The sequence below is a fragment of the Celeribacter sp. genome (genome assembly GCF_048270365.1).
GTDB lineage: Bacteria > Pseudomonadota > Alphaproteobacteria > Rhodobacterales > Rhodobacteraceae > Celeribacter.
Genome location: NZ_JBLWTA010000007.1, coordinates 112,812 through 136,193, shown reverse-complemented (window position 1 = coordinate 136,193; position 23,382 = coordinate 112,812). Strand labels below are relative to the sequence as shown.

Below are 23,382 nucleotides of genomic sequence, written 5' to 3'. Positions count from 1 at the left end.
ACGAGGCGGTTTCCTTTGTGCCTCAAATACTCAAATCTCCAGTACGATCTTGCCGATATGCGCACCGCTTTCCATATGCGCGTGCGCTTTCGCGGCATCATCCAAGGCATAGGTGCTGTCCATCACCGGACCAACCTGCCCCGCTTCGATGAGCGGCCAAACCTTGCTCAAAAGCGCCGAGGCGATCTTGGCCTTGGCCTCATCCGATTGCGGACGCAGCGTCGAGCCGGTGAGCGTCAGGCGTTTCATCATCACCTGCGCGAAATTCACTTCGGCTTTCGAGCCTTGCAGAAAGGCGATGTTGACCAGACGGCCTTCCATCGCCAGCGCCTTGATATTGCGGGAGATATAGTCGCCACCGACCATATCGAGGATCAGGTTCATACCGCCTTCGGCTTTCGCCACTTCGACGAAATCCTCGTCGCGATAATTGATCGCGCGCTCGGCGCCCAGCCCTGCGCAGGCTTTGCATTTCTCCGCTGAGCCCGCAGTGGCAAACACCCGCGCACCAAAGGCCCGTGCCAATTGGATCGCGGTCGTGCCGATGCCGGACGAACCTCCATGCACGAGAAACCGTTCTCCGGCCTGCAAGCCGCCGCGCATGAAGACATTCGACCAGACCGTGAAAAATGTCTCGGGCAGGCAGGCGGCCTCTTTCATGGACATGCCTTTGGGCACGGGCAAAGCATGTGCCGCAGGTGTCGCGACATATTCGGCGTAGCCGCCGCCGGGCAAGAGCGCGCAGACCTGATCACCGACGCGCCACGCGCTGACCGCAGCGCCCACGGCGACAACCTCCCCCGCGCCTTCGAGACCCGGAAGGTCCGACGCACCGGGGGGCGGATTGTAAAGCCCGGCACGTTGCAGCGCGTCAGGCCGGTTCACGCCAGCATAAGCCAATTTGATCACGATCTCGTCGGCTTTGGGCGTCGGCACAGGGCGCGTGCAGGGTTTCAGTACCTCAGGGTTCCCAGCTTCGGAAATTTCGACCGCACGCATCATCGCTGGCAAACTCATTATTCCACATCTCCCGTGCTCTGCGTGCCCGGCACATCGCTGCGGCCCACACCCGCAGGCGCCTTGACCTTCGACAAGACCGCATTGGGCAGCGCGAACATGGCAGACAGTGCCTTGTTGCCCCGCACCGTGGCTTTGGCTTTTTCGATCTGCATCACATCGTCGATGCGACGGTCAAGAAAGGCCTTGGTGTCGACAAACCCTTCGCTGTCGTCGCCGAGCCAAAACAGCACGGTTGAGGCAAAGACCCCCGACAGCGTCGCGCGTTTGGTGTACCAGTTCACGTCATCTGACGTGTCCCCCAAAGCGGTCCAGATCGTATCCGCTGTTTCCCACAGCAGCTTTGTCCCTTCAGGTGCATAGATCGGCAGCGAGAAAAGCGACATGCCACGCCGCACCACTTCGCGATCCACCGATTGCAATCGGATCCAAACCGCATGGGCAATCCGGTCGCGAAACCGCATGTCTGAGAGATCTGCCGCCTCCAGAGCCACCACCATCTCCCGGTCGCCACGTTTGTGATAGGCCGCCGCGAGATCGACCGATCCACGCGGGGCTGCGACCTTGGCCAAACCTTCGGAGACGTCCGAATCAGCCACGGCGGCTTTGAAGGTCTCAGGCCCCCAACCGTCGAACACCACGTGAATCAGCGCCGCATCGAGCAGTTTTTCACGGGTCGGATCGGGATAAGCGGTGGTTGGCATGTCTTTGTCCTCCTTCACGGTCTCGGGCATAGTAGACAAGCTAGGATGACTTTGCTATACGGCCACTTCCTGCAATTTTTGCAAATCTAACTTAGGAAGGTGGTGACACCACATGCAGGTTAGCGTTCGTGACAACAACGTCGATCAGGCCCTCCGGGCTCTGAAGAAAAAACTTCAACGTGAAGGCGTTTTTCGTGAAATGAAGCTCAAGCAACATTTCGAAAAGCCGTCCGTGAAGAAAGCGCGCGAGAAGGCCGAGGCCGTCCGCCGTGCCCGCAAGCTGGCTCGTAAAAAAGCTCAGCGCGAAGGCATGCTCTAATTAGAGCGAGTTCGACGTTTCGAACGATCCCTTACGGGATATATAAAAAATACAACCCCCGGCAGCGCATGCTCCGGGGGTTTGTTTTTGTCTTCGATCAGACCGCGCCTTAGCCCTTGCGGCGCGGCGTGGCATCGCCCCCGCGTGCGGGCGGTTTGCCACCTTTGCGATGCGGCTTTTTGCCTGCCGGTTTGGAGCGGTCAAATTTCGGCTTCTCGAATTTGGCCTTGGGCTTGCCGGCCCCAGCCGGAGCAGCACCCGCAGCACGCGGTTTACGCGCAGGCTTGGCAGGCGCATGAACCGCATCGTCGCGTTCTTTGCGCGGCTTTTTCTCATAGGGCTTCTTGTTGGACGCCTGGGCCGCGGGCTTTTTGTCAAAAGAGCGTGGCGAGCGCTCCTGCCCCTCGAAATACTCCTGCGACGAGGTATTCCCACGAGGTTTGTCGAAGCGTTTCTTCGGAGCGCCTTTACCGGGACGCCCCGCAGGGCTTTGACGCGGCGCAAAGGCCGGTGCGCCGGGCAGAGCCGTCACGGTGATCTCATCTTCGAGCGACGCATTGGGGCCGAGATGATCCATGAAGCCCGAGAGAGCGGATTCTTTCAGCTCCACAAAGGTCTCATCGTCCTCCATGCGGATTTTGCCGATCTGGGCTTTCTCCAGATTGCCTGCGCGGCACAGAAGCGGCAAAAGCCACCGCGGCTCAGCGCGCTGGTTGCGCCCGACCGACAGCGACACCCAAGCCGACGGACCGAATTCCGCACGCGGGTCTTGCGGGCGTTTTGCTGTATGGACATTCAACTCCTCAGGCGCGGAAAGCCCCGCGCGATAGAGGCGCAGACAGGCGACCGCGATCTGTTCAGGCGTGAAACGATCATGAAGTTTTTCGGCAAATTGCAACTCACCTTCCGTCAGCTCCGCCGCCCAAGCCGGATCGTCCATCAAGCGGCTTTCATCGAGCGCGAGGATTTCCTCGGCAGTCGGCGCATATTTCCATTCCGCGTCGATCTTTGCCCATTTCAACAGACGTGCGGCTTTTTTCGCCACATTGTCCGGCGCGATCAGGACCGAGGTCCCTTTGCGACCGGCGCGCCCCGTCCGACCGGAGCGGTGCAAAAGACCCTCAGTGTTGGTCGGAAGATCGGCGTGAATCACCAGTTCCAGATTGGGCAAGTCGATCCCGCGTGCGGCCACGTCGGTGGCGACACAGACGCGAGCCCGCCCATCGCGCAGCGCCTGCAACGCGTGGCTACGCTCGTCTTGCGACAGCTCGCCCGAAAGGCTCACAACGGCGAAGCCCCGGTTCGAGAACCGCGCTGTCAAACGCGCCACGGCGGCGCGGGTGTTGGCGAAGACGATCGAGGTCTGGCTGTCGTGATAGCGCAGGAGGTTGATGATCGCGTGCTCGGAATCGCGCGGCGCACATTGGATCACCTGATAGGAAATGTCGCTGTGCTGTTCGCGCTCGCTGATCGTGGTGACGCGCACGGCATCGCGTTGATACGTCTTGGCAATCTCGGCGATGGACTTCGATACGGTTGCAGAGAACAACAGCGTGCGACGGTCCTCGGGCGCTTCGCCGAGCATGAATTCGAGGTCTTCACGGAAGCCCAGATCGAGCATCTCGTCGGCTTCGTCGAGCACGATGGCGCGAATATCCGAGAGGTCCAGCGCACCACGCGTGATGTGGTCGCGCAAACGACCCGGCGTGCCGACGACGATATGCGCGCCACGCTCGAGGCTGCGGCGTTCGGTGCGGGCGTCCATGCCGCCGATACAGGTCGAAATGCGCACGCCGGTCTTGCCGTAAAGCCATTCAAGCTCGCGGGCCACCTGCATCGCCAACTCGCGTGTCGGAGCGATGGCCAGAGCCAGCGGGCTTCCGGCATGATCGAACCGCTCCGCATCGCCCAAAAGCGTCGACGCGATGGCAAGGCCGAAGCCCACGGTTTTGCCCGAACCCGTCTGGGCCGACACCAAAAGATCCGCCTCCGCAAGCTCGGGGGCGGTGACGGCAGTTTGCACGTCGGTAAGTGTGTCAAAACCGCGCTCGGCGAGCGCGTCGGAAAGGGGCGTCAGCATCAGGGGAAAATCCGTATGGGCGCCCAAACACAGGCGCAAGATAGCGTCGTTTAGCGGGTTTGGGCGTGGGAGTCCACAGAAAGCCGCATCAGGGATGGATCCGGCAGGCAGGCGGACTGAATTTTTTTACCACGGAAAAGACCAAAGAGAAGATTTCCCGAGCGTTAAGGTTCATCAGATTAAGGTGAATGCGCCAGAGAGCGGTCAGCCGTATTCGGGCCAAAGCACAGATCAGGCCTCAGCCGCTTCGATCTCAGCCCATTCCTCATCCGTGAACACGCGGGACCTCGACAGGAAACACCTGCCCCGCCCGGTATCCAGCGAAAACCCGGCGCCGTGGCCGGGGCCTGCATCCAGGATCATCTGGCTGTGCCGCCAAATCTCGAACAGGCTTTCGGAAATCCAAACCGCCGCGCCCGCGACCTCGCCCAGTTTGATGTCACGCGCACCGATCAAATAGTCGCCATCCTTGAAGCACATCGGCGAGGAGCCATCGCAACATCCGCCCGACTGCACGAACATCACGGGACCATGCTCCGCGACAATCTCATCGAGAAGGCTGCGGGCGGCGTCTGTGAGGATCACGCGATCAAGGGGCATTGTTCCGACTTTCGAAAGCGGGGCATATGCGCACCCAAGGGGGGAGGAGGTATGCGCATATGCCCCGGGATAAGCCAGGAACCCGGGCTTAGCGGGAGCTGGGTTTAGAAGAAGCCCAGCTTGTTCGGGTTGTAGGAGACGAGCATGTTTTTCGTCTGCTGGTAGTGATCGAGCATCATCTTGTGGTTCTCACGGCCCACACCCGACTGTTTGTAGCCACCGAAGGCCGCGTGAGCCGGGTAAGCATGGTAGTTGTTCACCCAAACACGACCGGCCTGAATGTGACGCCCGAAGCGGTAGCAAGTGTTCATATCGCGCGACCACACACCGGCGCCAAGGCCGTACATGGTGTCGTTGGCGATCTGAAGCGCCTCTTCTTCATCCTTGAAGGTGGTCACGGAGACAACCGGGCCAAAGATTTCCTCTTGGAACACACGCATCTTGTTGTGGCCTTTGAGGATCGTCGGCTGGATGTAATAGCCACCGGCAAGATCGCCGTTGAACTTGGCCGCATCGCCGCCCACGAGAACTTCGGCGCCTTCTTCGCGACCGATGGTCAGGTAGGACAGGATTTTTTCCTGCTGCTCGGAGCTCGCTTGCGCGCCGACCATGGTGTTGATGTCGCGCGGATCGCCTTGTTTGATGGCTTTCACACGGGCGATGCAGCGTTCGATGAACTCTTCGTAGATGTCTTCCTGAATGAGCGCGCGGCTCGGGCAGGTGCAGACCTCACCTTGGTTGAAGGCGAAGAGCACGAACCCTTCGACAGCTTTGTCGAGGAAGGCATCGTCTTCGCGCATCACGTCGGAGAAGAAGATGTTCGGGGATTTGCCGCCGAGCTCAAGCGTCACGGGGATCAGGTTCTCGGTGGCGTATTGCATGATCATGCGGCCGGTTGCCGTCGAGCCGGTGAAGGCGATTTTCGCGATGCGCGGCGAACGGGCCAGCGGGGCACCCACTTCGGCGCCATAGCCGTTGACGATGTTGAGCGTGCCAGCCGGCAACAGATCGGCGATGAGTTCCATCATCACCATGATCGCAGCCGGGGTCTGTTCCGCCGGTTTCATCACGATACAGTTGCCCGCAGCCAGAGCCGGAGCAAGTTTCCACGCCGCCATCAGGATAGAGAAGTTCCACGGAATGATCTGGCCCACAACGCCCAGCGGCTCGTGATAGTGGTAAGCCACGGTGTCCGCGTCGATCTCGGACATCGAGCCTTCCTGACCGCGCAGCACGCCGGAGAAGTAGCGGAAATGGTCAACCGCCAACGGAATATCGGCGGCCATGGTTTCCCGAATCGGCTTGCCGTTGTCCCAGGTCTCAGCGGTGGCGATGATTTCGAGATTCTCTTCGATACGGTCGGCAATCTTCAACAAGATGTTGGAGCGTTCCGTCGCGCTGGTCAGGCCCCAAGCCGTTTTCGCAGCATGGGCGGCGTCCAGCGCCAATTCGATGTCAGCCGCGTCAGAACGGGCCACTTCACACACTTTCTCGCCGGTGATCGGCGTGGTGTTGTCGAAATAGCGGCCATTGACGGGCGGGGTGAACTTGCCGCCGATGAAGTTGTCATAGCGGGATTTGAAAGGCGACGCGTATTTTGCGCTGGCTTCGGTTTGTACGTTCATGGGGTCCTCCTCGAGTGTTGGCATGACGTCCTCCACGTCAGCCTATGATCCGAAGGTGACCGCTCACTTAACTCGGGTCACCCCCGACTTTAGTAGACGCAGCGCAGCAATGTCTCACCTCTGAGACAGGTGCGTGTCAATTTTCGCCGTTCTCGCCGATCCCGAGCCGTTTCATCCGGCGATAGAGGGTTGCGCGTCCGATCCCAAGTTCGCGCGCCGCAGCCGACATATTGCCGCCCGCCCGCGCAATGGCCCGTTTGAGCGCGGCGCGTTCGGCGCGCTCGAGGGCGGAGACGGAGCTATCGCGCCCCAAAATATCAGAGGCCGGACGCGGGTCGATCACCGTACCAAGCCCCAAGCCATAGGCCCGGCGCGCCGCCCGCGTGGCCCCGATCACGAGATCGTCCTGATCCACGGCGAGCAAGACCGCGCCCTCGGGGCGATCCTCTGGCCCTGCGATGATCCGGGCTTTTGGAAAGGCCGCGCGGAAAGCCTCCGTTTCGATCTGTTTCGCGGTTTGCGCCACAACGCCCGCGATCAACCTTGCATAGGCCTCCGTCTGATCGGCGCGACAGGAGGACACATCCAACGCCGCGATCAATTCGCCATCGGGCCCGAAGATCGGCGAATCCATACAGGACATCGCCGTGTTGCGGCTCATGAAATGCTCATCGCGGTGAATAATCAGATTGCGGCCTTCGGCGATACAGGTGCCGATGCCATTGGTGCCCTCGGATTGTTCCGACCAATCGAAACCCGCCCAAAGGCCCCAGGCCTGAAACGTGTCGCTGTCGGCATCTTTCGAGCGCTGATCCAAAATGACGCCATCGCGATCCGTCATCAACACGGAACAGCCGGTGTTGCCCACCATCTGGAACAGGTGATCGAGCTTAGGCGTGGCCAAATCCATGAAGCCTTCCAGCCGCGCGCGACGTTCCTGGATTTCGAGATCGGAGAACCGTCTTGGCTGCGGCGTGCGGGTCGGATCAAGCCCGTGCTTCTTCATCGAACGTCGCCAACTCGCGGTCAGACGCGTCCCGACCGTGTCTGATTCGACGGCAGAAATGATGTGATCAGCGTGACTTGTGCGCATTTTTCGCCGCCTCCTCCCAAACGCGGCTTGTGTTAGCCTTACCATAGGGAAGAGCGCTTCGCCAAATCCCGGTTGCGTGAGCCTGTTGAACCGGCATCAAACCGGGAGAGCCGTGGTCTTGAACACCGTGCGCATGGCGAAAGACGACTGCATCGTTTGAACCCCCGGCAGCCGCACGAGTTGGCGGTGCACTTCGGCGAAATGGTCGGTGTCGGCGGACACCACCTTGAGGATGTAATCCGCCTTGCCCGCCATGAGATGACATTCCAACACGTCCGGCATATTGCGCACGGCCTTCTCGAAAGCGGCCAGAATATCGTCCGCCTGACTGGTCAGGGTCACTTCGACAAACACCGTTGCCCGGCGATCGAGATGGCGTGGGTCCAGAAGGGCGACGTAATCGCGGATGATGCCCTCCGCCTCCAGACGCTGCACCCGGCGATGACAGGCCGAGCTCGACACATTGGCCTCTTGCGCCAGATCGGCGTTCGAAATCCGGCCACGCCGCTGCAAAATGCGCAAAATGCGGCGATCTGTGTCGTCGAGCTTCGTCATGTTGCGCATTTCTCCCGATTACGCGGTCATTTTGACCATAATCTTTCACGTTTATTTTTTTACGACAAGCGGCGGCGGAAACCGAACGTGCCTGCGTATTATAGATGTGTCCCCGTTGTTGGTGACCGGAAGGCGCCAGCAAAAAGGCCCGTTGGATCTGTCCAACGGGCCTTATCAGTCACCTAAGTGATTCACTTTTTGAGCGAGTCGCGGATTTCGATCAGGATATCAAGCTCGGACGGACCGGCCGGCACCTCGGGCACAACCTCTTCCGGTTTCTCGGCCAGGGACTTCACCTTGTTGACATAGCGCACCAGCATGAAGACCACGAAGGCGATGATCAGAAAGTTGATCACGGCCATGAAGAACGAGCCATAGGCGAAAATCGACGCCCCCGCCTCGCGCGCCGCCTCCAAAGAGGTGCCCGCCGCCACATCGCCGGAAATCACAGCATAGCGGTTGGTGAAATCGAGACCGCCGGTGAAAATCCCGATGATCGGGTTGATCAGGTCGTCGACCATGGATTTGACAATCGCAGTGAACGCCGCGCCGACGATGATGCCGACAGCCATATCCATGACGTTGCCCTTGGCGATGAACGCCTTGAATTCTTTTAACATTTGGAATGCCCCACACAACTTAGAGAAGGATGCCGCACCTGCGAGATACGGCTGTGCACATTGCATAGCACAATGGCGCACATGTGCAGCGGTTTTTTTAAACCGCAAAAGCAATAGTTTGAAACCAGACAAATGCCGAACCCGCCTCGTAGGAGACCTGAATGACCCAATCCGTCACCCATCCGATCACTGCCCGCTGGCCCGCCGAAACCCCTGAAAAACTTCAACTTTATTCCTACCCCACGCCCAATGGGGTCAAAGTCTCCATCGCGCTTGAGGAAATGGGCCTAGACTACGAGGCGCATCTCGTGACGCTCGCCGACGCCGATGTCAAAAGCCCGGAGTTCCTCGCCCTCAACCCGAACAACAAAATCCCCGCGATCATCGACCCGAACGGGCCGGAGGGCGAACAGATCGAACTGTTCGAAAGCGGCGCGATCCTGATTTACCTGGCCGAGAAGACCGGCAAGTTCCTCTCGAAAGACCCGAAAACCCGCTACGAGACGATCCAGTGGCTGATGTTCCAAATGGGCGGCGTCGGCCCGATGTTCGGCCAACTCGGGTTCTTCTACAAATTCGCGGGCGCCGCGATGGAAGACCCGACCGCACGTGATCGTTATATCAACGAGAGCAAACGTCTTTTGAACGTCCTCGAACAGCGCCTCGAGGGCCGCGACTGGATCGTGGGCGAGTACTCCATCGCCGATATGGCCCTTGCGCCCTGGATCAACGGCCTTGAATTCTATGGTGCGAAAGAGGTGCTGGGCTATCACGACCTAAAAAACGTACCGGCCTATGTCGAGCGCTTCTATGCGCGTCCTGCGGTGGCCAAGGCCATCAACATTCCGCCGCGCCCGGAGTAAGCCCTGAGAAACAAGAGAGGCACATCCGACGCCGTAGCTCGCGCCATCGGCTTCGGAGGCCTCTCCACCGCCATCGCAGAAAATTTGCGATTCAGCTTTTTTACAAAGTCTTTTAGGGTGAGCGAAAATCTCCTCAGAGAGCAGCCATGACACAGACACCCTCGGCCCGCCTTTCCCACCCTGCGGACACGCACCGCATCACGCGTCTGTTTTTCGTGGTCATCACCGCCTATTTCCTCGCGCAATTGGCCTTGCGGCTGATCCTTGGCGGCGCGCTTGAAACCGACGAGGCGGAGATGCTGTTGATGACGCCCGGCTTGCGCTGGGGCTACGGGCCGCAATTGCCGCTCTACAATTGGCTGCAAACCGTTTTGTTTGCGCTTTTTGGCGAAACGCTTTTCGCCTTGTCCCTGCTTAAGAACCTGTTGCTCTGGGCCACCTACGCCTGTCTCTTCCTCGGCTTGCGCGCCTTTGTTCCGGCGCGCGTGGCGGCACTGACGGCAGTCTCTTTGTTCCTCATCCCGGATATTGCCTGGGAGGCACAGCGCGCGACCACGCATTCCAACATGTTGCTGGCGACCATCTCCGCAAGTTTCGCCGCCTATCTTTGGGCTCTGAAGACCGGCCAATGGCGGCATTGGGTGCTGTTCGGTGTGGCGCTTGGGCTGGGCGGGATCGCCAAGTATAATTTCTGGGCCATTCCGGCCGGATTGCTTTTGGCCACCCTGAGCCTCGCCCAGACCCGCCGCATGCTCACACGCCGGGCGCTGATTGCCCCTCTTATTGCTCTGGTGATTGTGGCTGGACCTTATCTTTGGATGGCCAACAACCCAGATCTCTCCCTGTCCTCTGTCGGCAAAATGGACATGTCCGGTGACGCGAAACAGATCATCCCGGAAGGGGCCTCCCTCTACATTCAGGGTGTGCTGATCCTCACCCTTCTGCCCGCGCTTGTGGCCGGGGTGTTGTGGACCTTTTCGCGCAAGACCAAAGCTGTCCTGGGATCGGCCGAGGGATCGCATATCGTGACCACGCTGTTTTTGCGCACATTTGTCATTCTGGGCATCGCGGGGCTTATTCTCGTTTGGCTGGCCGATGTCGGACATATCACGCCACGGTGGCTCTTGCCGATTGTGCTCCCTCTCGTAATCGGCGTGTTCCTCCGACTCACGCCTCGCATGGGGCGGCGCAGCGCCATTGGCTATAGCGCGACACTCGCCGTTCTGGCAGTTCTCGTGATCACAGGGCTGTCGCTCGATCGCTACAAAGAGGGTGCCCGGCGCGACCTCGACTTTGCCCCGCTTGCGACGCAGATCGAAGAGATGCACCTCCCCCAGAACACGCTGATCGTCGCGGATTTCTACGTTGGCGGCAATCTTGCCCGGATCAGACCGAATTGGATCATCCGCTCCGACCTTCCGGCCTCCGCGCGCTCGGAAACCACGGAGCATATTCTGCTCATAAGCCGCTCCTCAAAGACCGACGCCTCCCTACAAGAGCTGGCCGTCCGGGTGGATTGGCCTCATGCAGGACAGGCCAGCTATGCCAGTGGTCAGCAAATCGACCTGCCTTTCCATCATAGCGAGCGCAGCCAACCGTTGCGCCTGCTCCTTGGGACAGTGGACCAATGACGATGACACGCGCGCAGACCTCGCACGACCGGCGAGACGCCAACGTCTTTTACCTCATCCTCTTCGCTTATTTTGCCGTTCACACCGTTTTGCGCACGCTCCTTGGCGGCACGTTCGAGTACGACGAAGCGGAAATGTTCGTCCTCGCGCAGGACTATCGTCTCGGGTATGGCCCGCAGACGCCGCTTTACAACTGGTTTCAGGCCCTCGCCTTCGACCTCTTCGGCCCCACGACTTTTGCCATCGCGCTGCCCAAAAACATCCTGCTCTTCGCCACCTATGCCCTGACCTTCGACGGGCTCCGCCGCCTCGTTTCGGTCCGGTTGGCCATCGTGATCACACTGTCCCTGCTGTTGCTGCCGAATGTTTCCTGGGAGGGGCAACGCGCCGGGTCTCACAGCATTGCCATGCTCGCCCTGATCGGTGCCACGCTGAACGTTTTCGCCCGTCGTCTGGCCGCCGCCGAGAAAGGCGAACACGCTCTGGCGCATGCGGCCCTGCTGGGACTGGCGCTCGGGCTTGGCGGCATTACGAAGTATAACTACTGGCTCTTCCCCCTGCCTCTGCTGCTGACCGCTGGCGTCTTTCCCGAGGTGCGCCGGGTGTTCTGGCGCAAAGATCTCCTTCTGACACTGGTCATCGCCTGTGCCATTCTGGCCTTGCCCATGGGGTGGATTTTGACCCATCCAGATATGGCGACCTCGACCAGTGAAACGCTTTACAGACCCTCCGACCTGACTGCCCTGCCGCGCTCGCTCATTGGTGTCACAACCATGCTGCTGGAAACCTTGGCCGGGCTCATCCTGCTCCTTCTAACACTGATCTGTCTGCGCCTTCCCTATGGGCGGCGCATCTTTGCGATCGGTCCCGCGCCCTTGCTCGCGCGCTGGATGCTGCTGTCGGGCCTCGCGGGTCTGGCCATCGTCGCGGTTCCGGTGATCGGCTTTGGCGTCACAGACGTTCAGGCGCGCTGGCTCATCCCCTTGCTGATCTCTTTCGCCTTTGGCCTCATGCTTTGGGTCGCGCCCACGCTTAGCCCCCGTATCTTGCGCAATTTCCTGCGGTTTTGCGCCTGTCTTGCGCTTTTGATCATTGTCGCCATCGCCGACACACGGTTGCGCGGCGCGGGCAGCGACTCTCTCGACATCGAGGCTCTGGCGCAACGCATCGAACAGGACCTGCCCGAAGGCGCCATGCCGCCCGCAGTCGTCAGTTTCAATTTCTACTATCCCGGCAACTTGAAGTATCTGCGCCCCTCATGGACCGCTTTGCCGGCGCAACCCGGCGGCTCGATCCCTGAGAATCTGGAGCGCATTGTCGTGATCGGCATCGATGAGCCTGAAAAGATCGCGCGCAAACTTGCGATCCATGGTCTCACACCCGAGACCACCGAGCTTGGCCCGGTGACCATGGCCACCCTGCCCTATCGGTTCGAAGACCCCGATGTGACCCGCGATGTGCCCTATATCATCATCCCATTAAAAAACGGCGCCCGCTGAGGCGCCGTTTCTTTTCCGTCTAATGGCCTGAGCCTCAGCCGCGCAGCGTGCCGCCGGTGGCTTTTTCGACCTTGGCGATGATCTTCGCCGACAGCTCTTCGAGGTCTTTCTCCTTGAGCGTGCCACCCGTGGGCTGAATGCGCACGGTGATCGCCAGAGATTTCTTGTCCTCGCCCAAAGAGCCGCCGATGAACTCGTCAAAGACGCGCACCTCTTCGATCAGCGCCTTGTCGGCGCCCCCGGCTGCGTTCACCAGATCAAGCGCGTTGACGCCCTTGTCGACGACAAAGGCAAAGTCGCGTTCGACCGCTTGCAGATCATTGGTGAAAAACGCCGACCGCGCGATTTTCGCGGCTTTAGGCATCGGCGCCTCTTCGAGGTAGACGGTGAAAGCCACAGCGGTGCCTTTGACGCCCATCTCCTTGAGGACCTTCGGGTGCAGCTCGCCGAATTCGGCCAGAACCTTTTTCGGACCGAGGCAGATTTTCCCCGAACGGCCCGGATGGAACCACGGCGAAGTGTCACGCAGGATTTGCGCCTTGGCGGGCGCGCCGATGGCGGCCAAAACGGCCTCCGCATCGGCTTTCGCGTCATAAAGATCGTAGCTGCGGCGTTCGCCATGCACGTCTTTCGCCCCCGTCGCGCCGACCCGCAGACCGGAAATTTGCGCACGCTGCTCGCCCGGCTCGCCGCCAAAGAACGCAGGGCCACATTCGAAGAGGTTCAGATCGGCAAAGCCACGCGCCTGATTGCGCGTTGCCGCCGCCAGAAGACCGGGCAAAAGGTCCGGGCGCATGTGGCTCATCTCGGACGAGATCGGGTTTTCCAGACGCACCGCATCGGTGCCGCCGCCAAAGAGTTCCGCAGATTTCTGGTCGATAAAGCTGTAGGTCACGCATTCATTGAACCCGAGACCCGCTGCCTGATGGCGCGCAGAAGATTCACGCACCTGCATCGGCGTCAGGATTTGTTTCGCCACGCCGGAGGGGCGTTTCATCGGCTTCGGCTCCAGATGCGTGAGGCTTTCCACACGGGCGACCTCTTCCACGAGATCCGCCTCGCCCAAGACATCGGGACGCCAGCTCGGCACTTGCGCCATATCGCCGTCCATCACAAAGCCCAAGGACTCCAGAATAGCCACCTGACGTTCCGCCGGGATGTCCATACCGACGAGGCTCTGCACCCGGTCGGTGTCGAGGTGATAGGCGCGGGACACGTCCGGCACTTCGCCGGCGATCACAACCTCAGAGGCCTCGCCCCCGCACAGCTCCAAAATCATCGCCGTCGCATCGTCCAGCGCCTGCATGTTGTAAGCCGAGTCAATGCCGCGCTCGTTGCGATAGCGCGCATCCGAATTGATCTTGAGCGCACGGCCACCTTTCGCGATGTCGAGATGGTTCCAGAACGCCGCCTCGACAAACACATCCGTGGTTTCATCCGTGCAGCCGGTCTCTTCGCCGCCCATGATGCCGCCGATGCTCTCGACCTTACCACCCGAGAAAATGCACATCGCGCCTTCGGGCATTTTGTAGGTCTTCTCGTCGAGCGCCAAAAGCTCCTCGCCGCCTTTCGCGCGGTCGATCACCAGACCGCCCTCCACCGTCGCCGCGTCAAAAACGTGCAGCGGGCGGTTGCGGTCGTAGGTGAAGAAGTTGGTGACATCGACCAGAATGGAAATCGGGCGCAGGCCAATGGCGGTCAGACGATCCTGCAACCATTTCGGCGAGGGACCGTTTTTGACGCCTTTGATCAGACGCCCGCCAAACACATGACACCCGTCTTTCGCGGGTTCGGTGATCTCCACCGAGATTGGGTTCGGGAATTTCGCCTCGACTGTCTCGACCTTGAGCGATTTCAACGTGCCAAGACCCCGCGCCGCGAGATCGCGCGCGATGCCATGGACGCCCAACGCATCGGGGCGGTTCGGCGTGATCGCGATCTCGATCACCGGATCGACTTTCGACGGCTGATGTTTCGCCAGCCAGTCGGCGAACTCCATGCCGATCTCGCCGTCTTCCAGCTCGATGATGCCGTTGTGCTCGTCCGACAGCTCCAGCTCACGCTCAGACGCCATCATGCCATGGCTCTCGACGCCGCGGATTTTGCCGACGGAAATGGTGATGTCGAGGCCGGGAATATACATGCCGGGTTTCGCCAAAACGGCGGTGATCCCCGCGCGAGCATTCGGCGCGCCACAGACGATCTGGGTCATGCCCTTGTCCGTCTCGACCTGACAGACCCGCAACTTGTCGGCGTCGGGGTGTTTTTCAGCCTCTTTGACCTTCACGAGTTTAAAGCCCTTAAGCTTGTCGCGCGGGTTCTCGACGCCTTCGACCTCAAGCCCGAGATCGGTCAGCGCGTAAAGGATGTCATCGAGGCTCGCCTCGGTTTCCAGATGCTCTTTGAGCCAGGAGAGTGTGAATTTCATGGGGTCTCCCTAGGTTTCTTCGCGCTCGGCAAGATCAGCGATGCGACCCATTTTGAGCAGTTTAATTTCGCGCATCAGGCGCAATGTCGGTTTGGCGGCAAAAAGAAGCGAGCCGATCAGAAACAGCCACGTCCCCGCCTCTTGCAGGTCTTGGTAAAAAAACAGGATCGACCCGATGACAAAACAGATCGCCGCGCCGAAATCCACCAGCGTATGCGCCAACTCATAGGCGGCATAGACGCGATGGGTCTCGTCGCTTTTGGTGCGGTTTCTGTTGTCGAAAAGGGTCATATCCGTCTCTTATCGCTCAGCGCAGGCCTAAATCTTCGACCAATTCAAAGGTTTCAAACACCAACATCGTGTCGCGGTCCAACACGCCTTTGGTGCCAAATGCCTTTGCGGTGCGTTTGCGCCACGCTTCGATGTCTTTGTCTTCCCCCTCAGCCATGGCCATTTGCGGGGTCACGTGGCGGAATTTGACCTTATCGACGCTCACGGTGCGCACCACCATGGCAGGCGCGCCGTCCCAGTCGGCGATGATGTCACAACGGCCCACTTGCGGCAGCGCGTCTTGGTCATTCTCGAACTCGGACCACGGCAGGCAGGTGGCGGTTTTCTGTTTGGCGGCGACCAGTTTGTTGAGATGCTCCACCCGACCTTTGGTTGCGCCCAACTGAAACGTCCCCGCCCCCGGATAGGTGACTTGGAGGTCTTCCATGTTGTCGTCTGCGTTGGTCATTTTGGAGTCTGTCGCCTTAGAAAGTTAGATCGGTCAGCGCGTAAAGGATGTCATCGAGGCTCGCCTCGGTTTCCAGATGCTCTTTGAGCCAGGAGAGTGTGAATTTCATAGTTCCATCCCCGTGTGTTGGGAGATTTTCTTTTTCAAAAAGCCAACGGCAAGGGCTTTAACGATTTCAATCGAGGCACTTCCACCTGTTTCTGCAACAGCGTTCTTTGTCTTGGACCAAATGCCCTCATCACGAATGGCATCAAGGTAATCGTGACCCTCGAAAGTTACAGATCCCCAACTTGGCATCCCACTCCCCATTGAAATTGGACCAACCTGAATAAATCCCGCTTGCTGCAAAAGTTGAATTTGATAACTGTCCTCAGCATTAAAAAATGCATTTCCTGCAAGTATTGCTCTGCCATGAACGTCATTATCATCTTCAATGAAGCATAGAATCTCCCTCATACGGTCAAGATTTCGCTTAGCCATTACCCGTGAATCCCCCCCGCCAGCGTCGGCGTGCCAAGCGCGCTAAACCCATAGTGACGCAGCCAGCGCAGGTCAGAGTCAAAGAACGCCCGCAGATCCGGGATGCCGTATTTCAGCATCGCCAGACGGTCGATCCCCATGCCAAAGGCAAAGCCTTGCCATTCTTTCGGGTCAATGCCGCCGGCGGTCAGGACTTTGGGGTGCATCATGCCGGAGCCCAGGACTTCGAGCCAATCGTCGCCCTCGCCCACGGTCACGGTGCCGTTTTCCCATTTGCACTGCACATCCACCTCGGCGGAGGGTTCCGTGAAGGGGAAATGCGAGGCGCGGAAGCGGGTTTTGACCTTGGTGCCGAAAAACGCGGTGTAGAACTCTTCGAGCACCCATTTCAGGTTCGCCATGGAGATGTCCTTGTCGATGGCCATGCCTTCGACTTGGTGGAACATCGGCGTGTGGGTCTGGTCGTAGTCGGAGCGGTAGACACGGCCCGGCGCGATGATGCGGATCGGTGCGCCTTGGTCGATCATAGTCCGAATTTGCACCGGCGAAGTGTGGGTGCGCAACACGTTCGGCGCGCGCTCGTCCCCCTCGGCGCGGTGCATGTAGAAGGTATCATGCTCTTGGCGCGCCGGGTGGTTCGGCGCGATGTTGAGCGCGTCGAAATTGTGCCAGTCGTCTTCGATCTGCGGGCCTTCGGCCACCGCGAATCCAAGGTCCGCGAAGATCGCGTAAATCTCTTCCGAGACACGCGAGATCGGATGGATCGACCCTTGCGGACGCTGACGCCCCGGCAGGGTCACATCGAGCCATTCCTCGGCCAGACGCGCATCCAAGGCGGCATCTTCCAGCGCGACCTTTTTGGCGGCCAGCGCAGAGTTGATCTCGTCTTTCAACGCGTTGAGCTTCGGCCCCATGACCTGACGCTCTTCCGGGCTCATCTTGCCCAGTTCGCGCATCTTAAGCGCCACTTCACCCTTTTTGCCGACGGCCTGAAGACGGATGTCCTCAAGAGTGGCCTCATCTCCCGCCTGCAAGATGGCGGTGAGGTATTTGTTCTTCAGATCAATCATCTGAACCCCTCGTATTCATTGGTCCCCGCCTCGATACCACGAGAGACCCAAAAGACAAGAAGCCGCGAGACCCCATGAGGTCCGCGGCTTCTAAAAACTGTAATTCCCTGTGAGGGGAGCTTACGCGAGCGCGGCCTTCGCCTTATCGACGATGGCACCAAACGCATCCGGCTCGTGGATGGCGAGATCGGCGAGGACTTTACGGTCCACTTCGATGCCAGCCAGCGCGAGGCCGTTGATGAATTTGGAGTAGGTCAGCGCTTCGTCATGCGAACGCACGGCAGCGTTGATCCGCTGGATCCACAGGGCGCGGAAGTTACGCTTGCGGGCCTTACGGTCGCGGGTCGCGTATTGGTTCGCCTTGTCGACGGCCTGAGTTGCGGTGCGGAAGTTCCGGGACCGGGCGCCGTAGTAACCTTTGGCGGCCTTCAGAACTTTTTTGTGACGGGCGTGGGTAACGGTACCACCTTTGGTGCGGGACATGTGTCTCTCTCCCTAATTAGCGGTTGTAGGGCATGTAGGACTTCACGATCTTCGCATCGGGTGCGGAGAGCGTGGTCGTGCCACGTGCGTCACGGATAAATTTCGTAGTGCGTTTGATCATGCCATGGCGTTTGCCGGCCTGACCTGCTTTGACCTTGCCAGTGGCGGTCATTTTGAAGCGCTTTTTGGCGCTCGACTTCGTCTTCATCTTAGGCATTTCCATCTCCTTTGGTTCGATGGTTATCAGCGCGACTCGGCATGCCATATCGCCGGACGCGCCCCATGAGCGGCTGCCATTACAGCCGATAGGACCATTTAGCAAGCCTTGTGATGCTCACGCATGGAAAAAAGACCGGATTCGCGAGATCACGCGCAGAACGGCCTCCGGGATATCCTCGAAACGGTAGCCTTCCGGGTGCAACACGAGGGCCGAGACGAACATCACGCCCCCGGCCACGATCATACCGGTCGCGACCCGCGGGGAACGCACCTCGGAGTAGGCTTTGATAGCATTGGGCACGGCGAGCAAAATGAGCACCGCACCCAACACAAGAAGGAAATCCGTACCCACGTGACTGTGCCGTTATTCCGGATCGGTGTTGAAGATCAGCCGCTCTTCACAAGGCGCGACCCGCAAAATGTTGGTCGACCCCGGCTGGTTGAACGGAATGCCCGCAATCACCACGATCTTGTCTTCTTCGGTCGCAAAACCCGAGGTGCGCGCGGCGCGAGCCGCATTGACCACGGCCATTTTGAACCGCTCCACCTCACCGGTCATCACGCAATGCATACCCCAATAGAGGCAGAGCTTGCGCGCGGTGTTGCGGCGCGACGTCATGGCGATGATCGGCACATGCGGACGTTCGCGGGCCGTGAGCGCGGCGGTGGTGCCGCTCTCGGAATAGCAAACCACCGCTTTGACATCGGTGGTTTCCGCAATCTCGCGGGCGGCCGAGACGATGGCGTCGGCGGTGGTGTTGCGCTTGATCCCGGCGCGCGACGCGTCGAGCACATCACGGTAGACCGGATCGCTTTCAACCGACACGGCCACGTTGTTCATCGTGGTCACGGCTTCGATCGGATAATTGCCCGCAGCGGATTCCGCCGACAGCATGATCGCATCGGCGCCCTCGTAAATGGCGGTCGCCACGTCGGAGACCTCGGCGCGGGTCGGCATGGGGCTTTCGATCATGCTTTCCAGCATCTGAGTCGCGACGATCACCGGCTTTGCCACCGCACGGCAGCGCCGCGTCAGGCGTTTCTGGATCGGCGGCACGGCCTGCACCGGCAATTCGACGCCAAGATCGCCACGGGCCACCATGATCCCATCGGACACCGCGAGGATGTCTTCGAAGGCATCGACAGCCGCAGGTTTTTCGATCTTCGCCAAAACGGAAGCGCGACCTTTCACCAGGTCCTTGGCTTCCAGCATATCTTCGGGACGTTGCACAAAGGACAGCGCCACCCAATCCACACCCAACTCGCAGACGAATTCGAGGTCTTTGCGATCTTTCGGCGACAGAGCGGCCAGCGGCAGCACCACGTCGGGTACGTTCACGCCTTTGCGGTCGGAAATCGTGCCGCCGACGGTGACAACACAATCCGCGTAATCCGACCCGCAGTCTTCGACCTTGAGGCGGATTTTGCCGTCATTGACCAACAGCGAGGACCCCGGCTGCAAGGCCGCGAAAATTTCGGGATGCGGCAGTTGCACGCGCACCCCGTTGCCCGGCGCATCGTCAAGATCGAGGCGGAACTTGTCGCCCTCTTCGAGATCATGCGCGCCAGAGCCGAATTTGCCGACCCGAAGTTTCGGCCCCTGCAAATCCGCCAGAATGGCGATCGGGCGACCGAGATCGGTTTCGATCTTGCGGATGATGGCGTGACGGGCACGAATTTCCTCGTGATCGCCATGGCTCATGTTCAAACGGAACACATCGGCGCCGGCCTCTGACAGCGCGCGGATGGTGTCGTAATCATTGGATGCGGGGCCCAGCGTGGCCACGATTTTTACATTCCGAAGACGTCTCATATCTGCCGATAGTCCTTTTCTTTCCATCGCATCATTTTCGCGGGCCACGCTCTCTATGCAGTAAATGTTAGCGCATGACAACTGGCACACCGCCAAGAAACCGCTTAATGGAGATATGAAAGCGAAAGGTGACGCAAAAATGACCTTAATCCCTTCTTATCATGCTCTTGGTGAAAATCGAAGCGGACGTTGGCTTGTCACCTGCGATCATGCCACAAATCGCGTCCCCCCGGAGATCGGTCCCGATCTTGGCATTGGCGCGGACGACATGGCACGTCATATCGCCTATGACATCGGCGCGCTGGGGGTGAGCCGCGAATTGGCCCGCCTATTGGACAGCCCGATGATCCACACGGATTTCTCCCGTCTCGTGATCGACCCGAACCGGGGCGAAGATGATCCGACCTTGGTGATGAAACTCTATGACGGGACCATCATTCCCGCCAACCGCCACGCCGATGCGGCAGAGGTCGAGCGGCGTCTCGCGCTGTTTCATCGCCCCTATCACGACGCCTATGAGGCGATCTGTGCCGCGCGCGACGATGTGGTGATCTGCGCCATCCATAGCTTCACGCCGCAACTCAAAAACCGCCCGCGCCGGCCCTGGCAGATCGGCATTCTCTCGGCTTACGACAAACGCTTTACCGCCCCCTTCATCGCAGCGCTCGAGACCTCTGAGGCCTTGCAAGCGGAGGCCGAAAAGATCGGCGAACGTTTGGTCATCGGCGACAACGAACCCTATGACGGCCACCTGCCAGGGGATGCCATCGACCGCCATGCGCTACATCACGGGCGGCTGAACCTGTTGATCGAACTGCGCTCCGATCTCATTGAAACAGCCGAAGGCCAGGCCCATTGGGCCGCGCTTTTGGCGCCTATCCTCACCGACACCCTGACCAAAACCGGAGTATAACCATGCCCCATGTCGTCATCGACTTTTCCGAAGGCCTCGAGCGAAGCCACGATATCCAAGCGCTCTGTGAAGCCGTCTTCGACGCGCTTATTCTCGATGTGGAAATCAACGCCCCCGCACTCAAAACCCGCGCTCGTCCCCAGCCCTATTTCAAAATCGGCACGGAGCCCGATACCTTCGCCCATGCCACGCTCTATCTTTTGACGGGCCGCGATGACGAGACAAAGGCCCGGCTGTCGGATATTGTCCTGAAGGCGATGGACGGGATCATGCCGACGGTCGGCAGCCTCTCCGTCGATGTGCGCGACATGAACACAGCCGCCTATGCCAAACGCGTGAGAGGATAAGACATGCCCGAGATTGATGAGAAAACCATGGTGGAGATCGAAGCAGCCGCCTTTCGCACGCTGCGCGATCACCTGATGAACAAACGACCCGATGTGCAGAACATCGACATGATGAACCTTGCTGGTTTCTGTCGCAATTGCCTGTCGCGCTGGGTGCAAGAGGCCGCAGGCGAGCGCGGCATCGAGATGTCGAAAGAAGAGGCGCGTGAACTGTTTTACGGCATGCCCTATGACGATTGGAAAGCACAAAGCCAGACCGAGGCCTCGCCCGAGCAACAGGCCGCCTTCGAAAAGGCTTTCGCCGAGAATGTCGGGAAAGAATTGAAAGAATGAAGCCCGCAGAGCAACTTGCGCAATTCACCCGCGAGGCACTGATCGCAGGACAAAGCCGCGATGACATCGGCACCGCTTTGCGCGAGGCGGGATGGGCCGACAGCGAAGTGCGCGAGGCTCTGAGCGCCTGGTCCGACACGGCTCACATCCCGCCGGTGCCGCGTCCGCGCCCCTATGTCTCTGCACGGGAGGCATTTTTCTACGCACTGATGTTCGTCGCGCTGAGCATGACCGCCTGGCACATCGTCGACCTCGGGTTCGACCTGATCAAACGCTGGCTCTCCGACACGCCGCGCCCCTCTTTGACCAACCGCTCCATGCGCTGGTCCATCGCGGCACTGATCGTATTCTTCCCGCTGTTCATGCTGATGCAACGCTCGGAGGCCCGCAAGCTTGCCCGCGACCCAAGCCACAAGCGCTCTGTCGTGCGCAAATGGTTTGGCTACAGCGCCCTGTTCTTTTCCTCCATCGCGCTGCTGGGCGATCTTTTGGGGGCCATTTATGCGCTCTTGAATGGCGAGTTGACGCTTGAATTCATCGCGCAGCTTGTGTTGGTCGCGGCCGTCGCGGGCACTGTGTTCAGCTATTTCCAAGGCGCCATGAAGGATGCCGAAGATGGACACTAAGCCTTGGCCGCAAGTGGCGCTCACTCTCCTTGTCGCGGGCGTTCTGATCGCGGGGCTGCTTACAGTCGGCGGTCCTGAGGCCGGGCGGATCGAGAAACGGGACGATCAACGCTATTGGGATTTGATCGCTCTGCAAAGCCAGGCCCAATGCCTCGCGCGCGCAGCCGGTGAACCGCCTGCCACTTTGGACAACACGGAGACCTGTTCCCTGAATATGTCCGAGGTGGCTTTGTTGCCCGAAGAAGGCTACCGCTATCTGCCGCAAGACGACGGCAGTTTTAAAGTCTGCGCCGAGTTCGAAGACATCGACACCCTGCGCACCCGACAATGGCGTCAGGACATCTCCGAAAACGGATGCCTCAGCGGCAAAACCGACTAAAAGAAAAGGCCCGCACAGTGCGGGCCTTTTTGCATCAGATCACTGTGAGATCGGATCACAACGCCGTTTTCGGCATCTCGTCGATGTAAATCTCACGCAGGCGCGTGGACACCGGACCCGGTTTGCCGGTGCCGACCGTCACACCGTCGATCTCCACGACCGGCTGGGTAAAGCCCGTGGCAGAGGTCGCGAAAGCTTCATCCGCATTCTGGGCCTCTTCGATGGTGAAGGGGCGTTCCTCGATCTTCATCTGCGCCTCTTTGGCGAACTTGAGGATCGCGGTTCGGGTGATGCCATGCAGGATGTCGTTGGACAGCTCGCGGGTGATGATCACACCGTCTTTGACGATATAGGCGTTGTTGGCATAGCCCTCGGTCACATAACCATCCTCGACGAACCACGCGTCGGTCGCGCCGGCTTTCTTGGCCTGCATCTTGGCGTAGGACGGCCACAAAAGCTGCGTGGTCTTGATGTCGCGACGGCCCCAGCGCAGATCCTCGACGGAGATCACCTTGATGCCCTCATCGAGCGCTTTGTTCGAGGTGATTTTCTTGGCAAAGGTAAAGAGCACGATGCCACCCTTCACCTCTTCGGGGTCCGGCCAGACGAAATCACGGTCGGCGCCCGCACCACGGGTCACCTGAAGGTAAATCCCGCCCTCTTCGAGGTTGTTCTTCTCGATCAGCTGGTGGTGGATCTCCAACAGCTCGTCCATCGTCACCGGCGACACCATATCAAGCTCCGCCAAAGAGCGCTGAAGACGGGCGACGTGGCCCTGAAAGTCGATGAGCTTGCCATTCAGGACAGAGGTCACCTCATAAACCGCGTCCGCCATTAGGAACCCGCGGTCGAAAATGGAAATTTTTGCCTCGGTTTCCGGCAGGTAGTCGCCGTTCACGTAAACGGTGCGTGTCATGGTGGTCTCCTTGAGATACAGGTCTTAAGC

Annotated in this window: 27 protein-coding genes; 9 read left to right on the top strand and 18 right to left on the bottom strand. The window is 59.6% G+C overall.

The window, feature by feature from the left end:
- Positions 1-30: 30 nt before the first annotated feature.
- Together ACN0X0_RS11440 and ACN0X0_RS11435 are read right to left on the bottom strand one after the other, a co-directional pair.
- Positions 31-1,011, bottom strand: a complete 981-nt coding sequence (locus ACN0X0_RS11440; RefSeq protein ID WP_417279329.1) for an NAD(P)H-quinone oxidoreductase — start codon at positions 1,009-1,011, stop codon at positions 31-33.
- A 5-nt stretch (positions 1,012-1,016) separates the two neighbouring features.
- Entirely contained in the window at positions 1,017-1,721 is a 705-nt protein-coding gene (locus ACN0X0_RS11435) for a COQ9 family protein (RefSeq protein ID WP_417279251.1), read from the bottom strand.
- Positions 1,722-1,833: 112 nt separating this feature from the next.
- On the opposite strand from ACN0X0_RS11435, the gene rpsU reads away from it, so the two are divergent.
- The gene (gene rpsU, locus ACN0X0_RS11430; RefSeq protein WP_058263026.1) at positions 1,834-2,040 is read left to right on the top strand and encodes a 30S ribosomal protein S21; all 207 of its coding nucleotides are present in this window, start codon (positions 1,834-1,836) and stop codon (positions 2,038-2,040) included.
- A 109-nt stretch (positions 2,041-2,149) separates the two neighbouring features.
- Here the strand turns inward: rpsU and ACN0X0_RS11425 are convergent, their stop codons facing one another.
- From ACN0X0_RS11425 to mscL, 6 genes are all read right to left on the bottom strand, one after another.
- Positions 2,150-4,120 carry a DEAD/DEAH box helicase gene (locus tag ACN0X0_RS11425; protein ID WP_417279250.1) on the bottom strand — a complete coding sequence of 657 codons (1,971 nt, stop codon included), beginning with the start codon at positions 4,118-4,120 and terminating at the stop codon, positions 2,150-2,152.
- Between the two features lie 231 nt (positions 4,121-4,351).
- Positions 4,352-4,720: a DUF779 domain-containing protein gene (locus ACN0X0_RS11420; protein ID WP_417279249.1), complete on the bottom strand. Its 369-nt coding sequence runs from the start codon at positions 4,718-4,720 to the stop codon at positions 4,352-4,354.
- Positions 4,721-4,824: 104 nt separating this feature from the next.
- Positions 4,825-6,345: an aldehyde dehydrogenase gene (adh, locus tag ACN0X0_RS11415; protein WP_417261229.1), complete on the bottom strand. Its 1,521-nt coding sequence runs from the start codon at positions 6,343-6,345 to the stop codon at positions 4,825-4,827.
- Between the two features lie 136 nt (positions 6,346-6,481).
- Positions 6,482-7,438: a GAF domain-containing protein gene (locus ACN0X0_RS11410; protein WP_417279248.1), complete on the bottom strand. Its 957-nt coding sequence runs from the start codon at positions 7,436-7,438 to the stop codon at positions 6,482-6,484.
- Positions 7,439-7,534: 96 nt separating this feature from the next.
- Positions 7,535-7,993, bottom strand: a complete 459-nt coding sequence (locus ACN0X0_RS11405) for an Lrp/AsnC family transcriptional regulator (RefSeq protein WP_167602660.1) — start codon at positions 7,991-7,993, stop codon at positions 7,535-7,537.
- 191 nt (positions 7,994-8,184) lie between these two features.
- Positions 8,185-8,613, bottom strand: a complete 429-nt coding sequence (mscL, locus tag ACN0X0_RS11400) for a large conductance mechanosensitive channel protein MscL (RefSeq protein ID WP_417261231.1) — start codon at positions 8,611-8,613, stop codon at positions 8,185-8,187.
- Positions 8,614-8,774: 161 nt separating this feature from the next.
- Between mscL and ACN0X0_RS11395 the strand changes: the two genes are divergently transcribed.
- The 3 genes from ACN0X0_RS11395 (at position 8,775) to ACN0X0_RS11385 (ending at position 12,606) form a co-directional block, all read left to right on the top strand.
- Entirely contained in the window at positions 8,775-9,476 is a 702-nt protein-coding gene (locus tag ACN0X0_RS11395) for a glutathione S-transferase N-terminal domain-containing protein (RefSeq protein ID WP_417279247.1), read from the top strand.
- 146 nt (positions 9,477-9,622) lie between these two features.
- Positions 9,623-11,107, top strand: a complete 1,485-nt coding sequence (locus tag ACN0X0_RS11390; RefSeq protein ID WP_417279246.1) for an ArnT family glycosyltransferase — start codon at positions 9,623-9,625, stop codon at positions 11,105-11,107.
- The gene (locus ACN0X0_RS11385) at positions 11,104-12,606 is read left to right on the top strand and encodes an ArnT family glycosyltransferase (protein ID WP_417279245.1); all 1,503 of its coding nucleotides are present in this window, start codon (positions 11,104-11,106) and stop codon (positions 12,604-12,606) included. Before ACN0X0_RS11390 ends, ACN0X0_RS11385 begins: the two co-directional genes overlap by 4 nt.
- A 34-nt stretch (positions 12,607-12,640) precedes the next feature.
- Here the strand turns inward: ACN0X0_RS11385 and pheT are convergent, their stop codons facing one another.
- The 9 genes from pheT to pyk form a co-directional block, all read right to left on the bottom strand.
- On the bottom strand, positions 12,641-15,034 hold the full coding sequence (gene pheT / locus ACN0X0_RS11380) for a phenylalanine--tRNA ligase subunit beta (protein WP_417279244.1): 2,394 nt from the start codon (positions 15,032-15,034) through the stop codon (positions 12,641-12,643).
- Positions 15,035-15,043: 9 nt separating this feature from the next.
- Complete coding sequence (locus tag ACN0X0_RS11375) at positions 15,044-15,325, bottom strand: YrhK family protein (protein ID WP_417261236.1); 282 nt, start codon at positions 15,323-15,325, stop codon at positions 15,044-15,046.
- Positions 15,326-15,341: 16 nt separating this feature from the next.
- Complete coding sequence (locus ACN0X0_RS11370) at positions 15,342-15,773, bottom strand: ASCH domain-containing protein (RefSeq protein ID WP_417279243.1); 432 nt, start codon at positions 15,771-15,773, stop codon at positions 15,342-15,344.
- Positions 15,774-15,878: 105 nt separating this feature from the next.
- On the bottom strand, positions 15,879-16,253 hold the full coding sequence (locus tag ACN0X0_RS11365; protein ID WP_417279242.1) for a DUF2513 domain-containing protein: 375 nt from the start codon (positions 16,251-16,253) through the stop codon (positions 15,879-15,881).
- The gene (gene pheS / locus ACN0X0_RS11360) at positions 16,253-17,323 is read right to left on the bottom strand and encodes a phenylalanine--tRNA ligase subunit alpha (protein WP_417261239.1); all 1,071 of its coding nucleotides are present in this window, start codon (positions 17,321-17,323) and stop codon (positions 16,253-16,255) included. The genes ACN0X0_RS11365 and pheS overlap by 1 nt, the downstream gene beginning before the upstream one ends.
- Positions 17,324-17,443: 120 nt before the next feature.
- Entirely contained in the window at positions 17,444-17,806 is a 363-nt protein-coding gene (gene rplT, locus ACN0X0_RS11355) for a 50S ribosomal protein L20 (protein WP_167602670.1), read from the bottom strand.
- A gap of 16 nt (positions 17,807-17,822) precedes the next feature.
- The gene (rpmI, locus tag ACN0X0_RS11350; protein ID WP_009572394.1) at positions 17,823-18,023 is read right to left on the bottom strand and encodes a 50S ribosomal protein L35; all 201 of its coding nucleotides are present in this window, start codon (positions 18,021-18,023) and stop codon (positions 17,823-17,825) included.
- A 117-nt stretch (positions 18,024-18,140) separates the two neighbouring features.
- A complete protein-coding gene (locus ACN0X0_RS11345; RefSeq protein WP_417261240.1) occupies positions 18,141-18,377 on the bottom strand; it encodes a hypothetical protein in 237 nt (78 codons plus the stop codon).
- 12 nt (positions 18,378-18,389) lie between these two features.
- On the bottom strand, positions 18,390-19,838 hold the full coding sequence (gene pyk, locus ACN0X0_RS11340) for a pyruvate kinase (protein WP_417261241.1): 1,449 nt from the start codon (positions 19,836-19,838) through the stop codon (positions 18,390-18,392).
- A 139-nt stretch (positions 19,839-19,977) separates the two neighbouring features.
- Here pyk and ACN0X0_RS11335 point away from each other — a divergent pair, with 139 nt between their 5' ends.
- The 5 genes from ACN0X0_RS11335 to ACN0X0_RS11315 are packed head-to-tail and all read left to right on the top strand — an operon-like array spanning position 19,978 to position 22,436.
- Positions 19,978-20,751 (top strand): N-formylglutamate amidohydrolase, encoded by a 774-nt coding sequence (locus ACN0X0_RS11335; RefSeq protein WP_417261242.1) that lies wholly within the window; start codon positions 19,978-19,980, stop codon positions 20,749-20,751.
- A 2-nt stretch (positions 20,752-20,753) separates the two neighbouring features.
- A complete protein-coding gene (locus ACN0X0_RS11330) occupies positions 20,754-21,098 on the top strand; it encodes a 5-carboxymethyl-2-hydroxymuconate Delta-isomerase (protein ID WP_417261243.1) in 345 nt (114 codons plus the stop codon).
- A gap of 3 nt (positions 21,099-21,101) precedes the next feature.
- Positions 21,102-21,431, top strand: coding sequence for a DUF1244 domain-containing protein (locus tag ACN0X0_RS11325; RefSeq protein WP_417279241.1), 330 nt, complete (start codon positions 21,102-21,104; stop codon positions 21,429-21,431).
- Entirely contained in the window at positions 21,428-22,057 is a 630-nt protein-coding gene (locus ACN0X0_RS11320) for a DUF5671 domain-containing protein (protein WP_417279240.1), read from the top strand. The genes ACN0X0_RS11325 and ACN0X0_RS11320 overlap by 4 nt, the downstream gene beginning before the upstream one ends.
- A complete protein-coding gene (locus ACN0X0_RS11315; RefSeq protein WP_417279239.1) occupies positions 22,047-22,436 on the top strand; it encodes a hypothetical protein in 390 nt (129 codons plus the stop codon). Before ACN0X0_RS11320 ends, ACN0X0_RS11315 begins: the two co-directional genes overlap by 11 nt.
- Before the next feature lie 55 nt (positions 22,437-22,491).
- Here ACN0X0_RS11315 and ACN0X0_RS11310 read toward each other — a convergent pair whose 3' ends face one another.
- Positions 22,492-23,352: a D-amino-acid transaminase gene (locus ACN0X0_RS11310; protein ID WP_417279238.1), complete on the bottom strand. Its 861-nt coding sequence runs from the start codon at positions 23,350-23,352 to the stop codon at positions 22,492-22,494.
- Between the last annotated feature and the right edge of the window lie 30 nt (positions 23,353-23,382).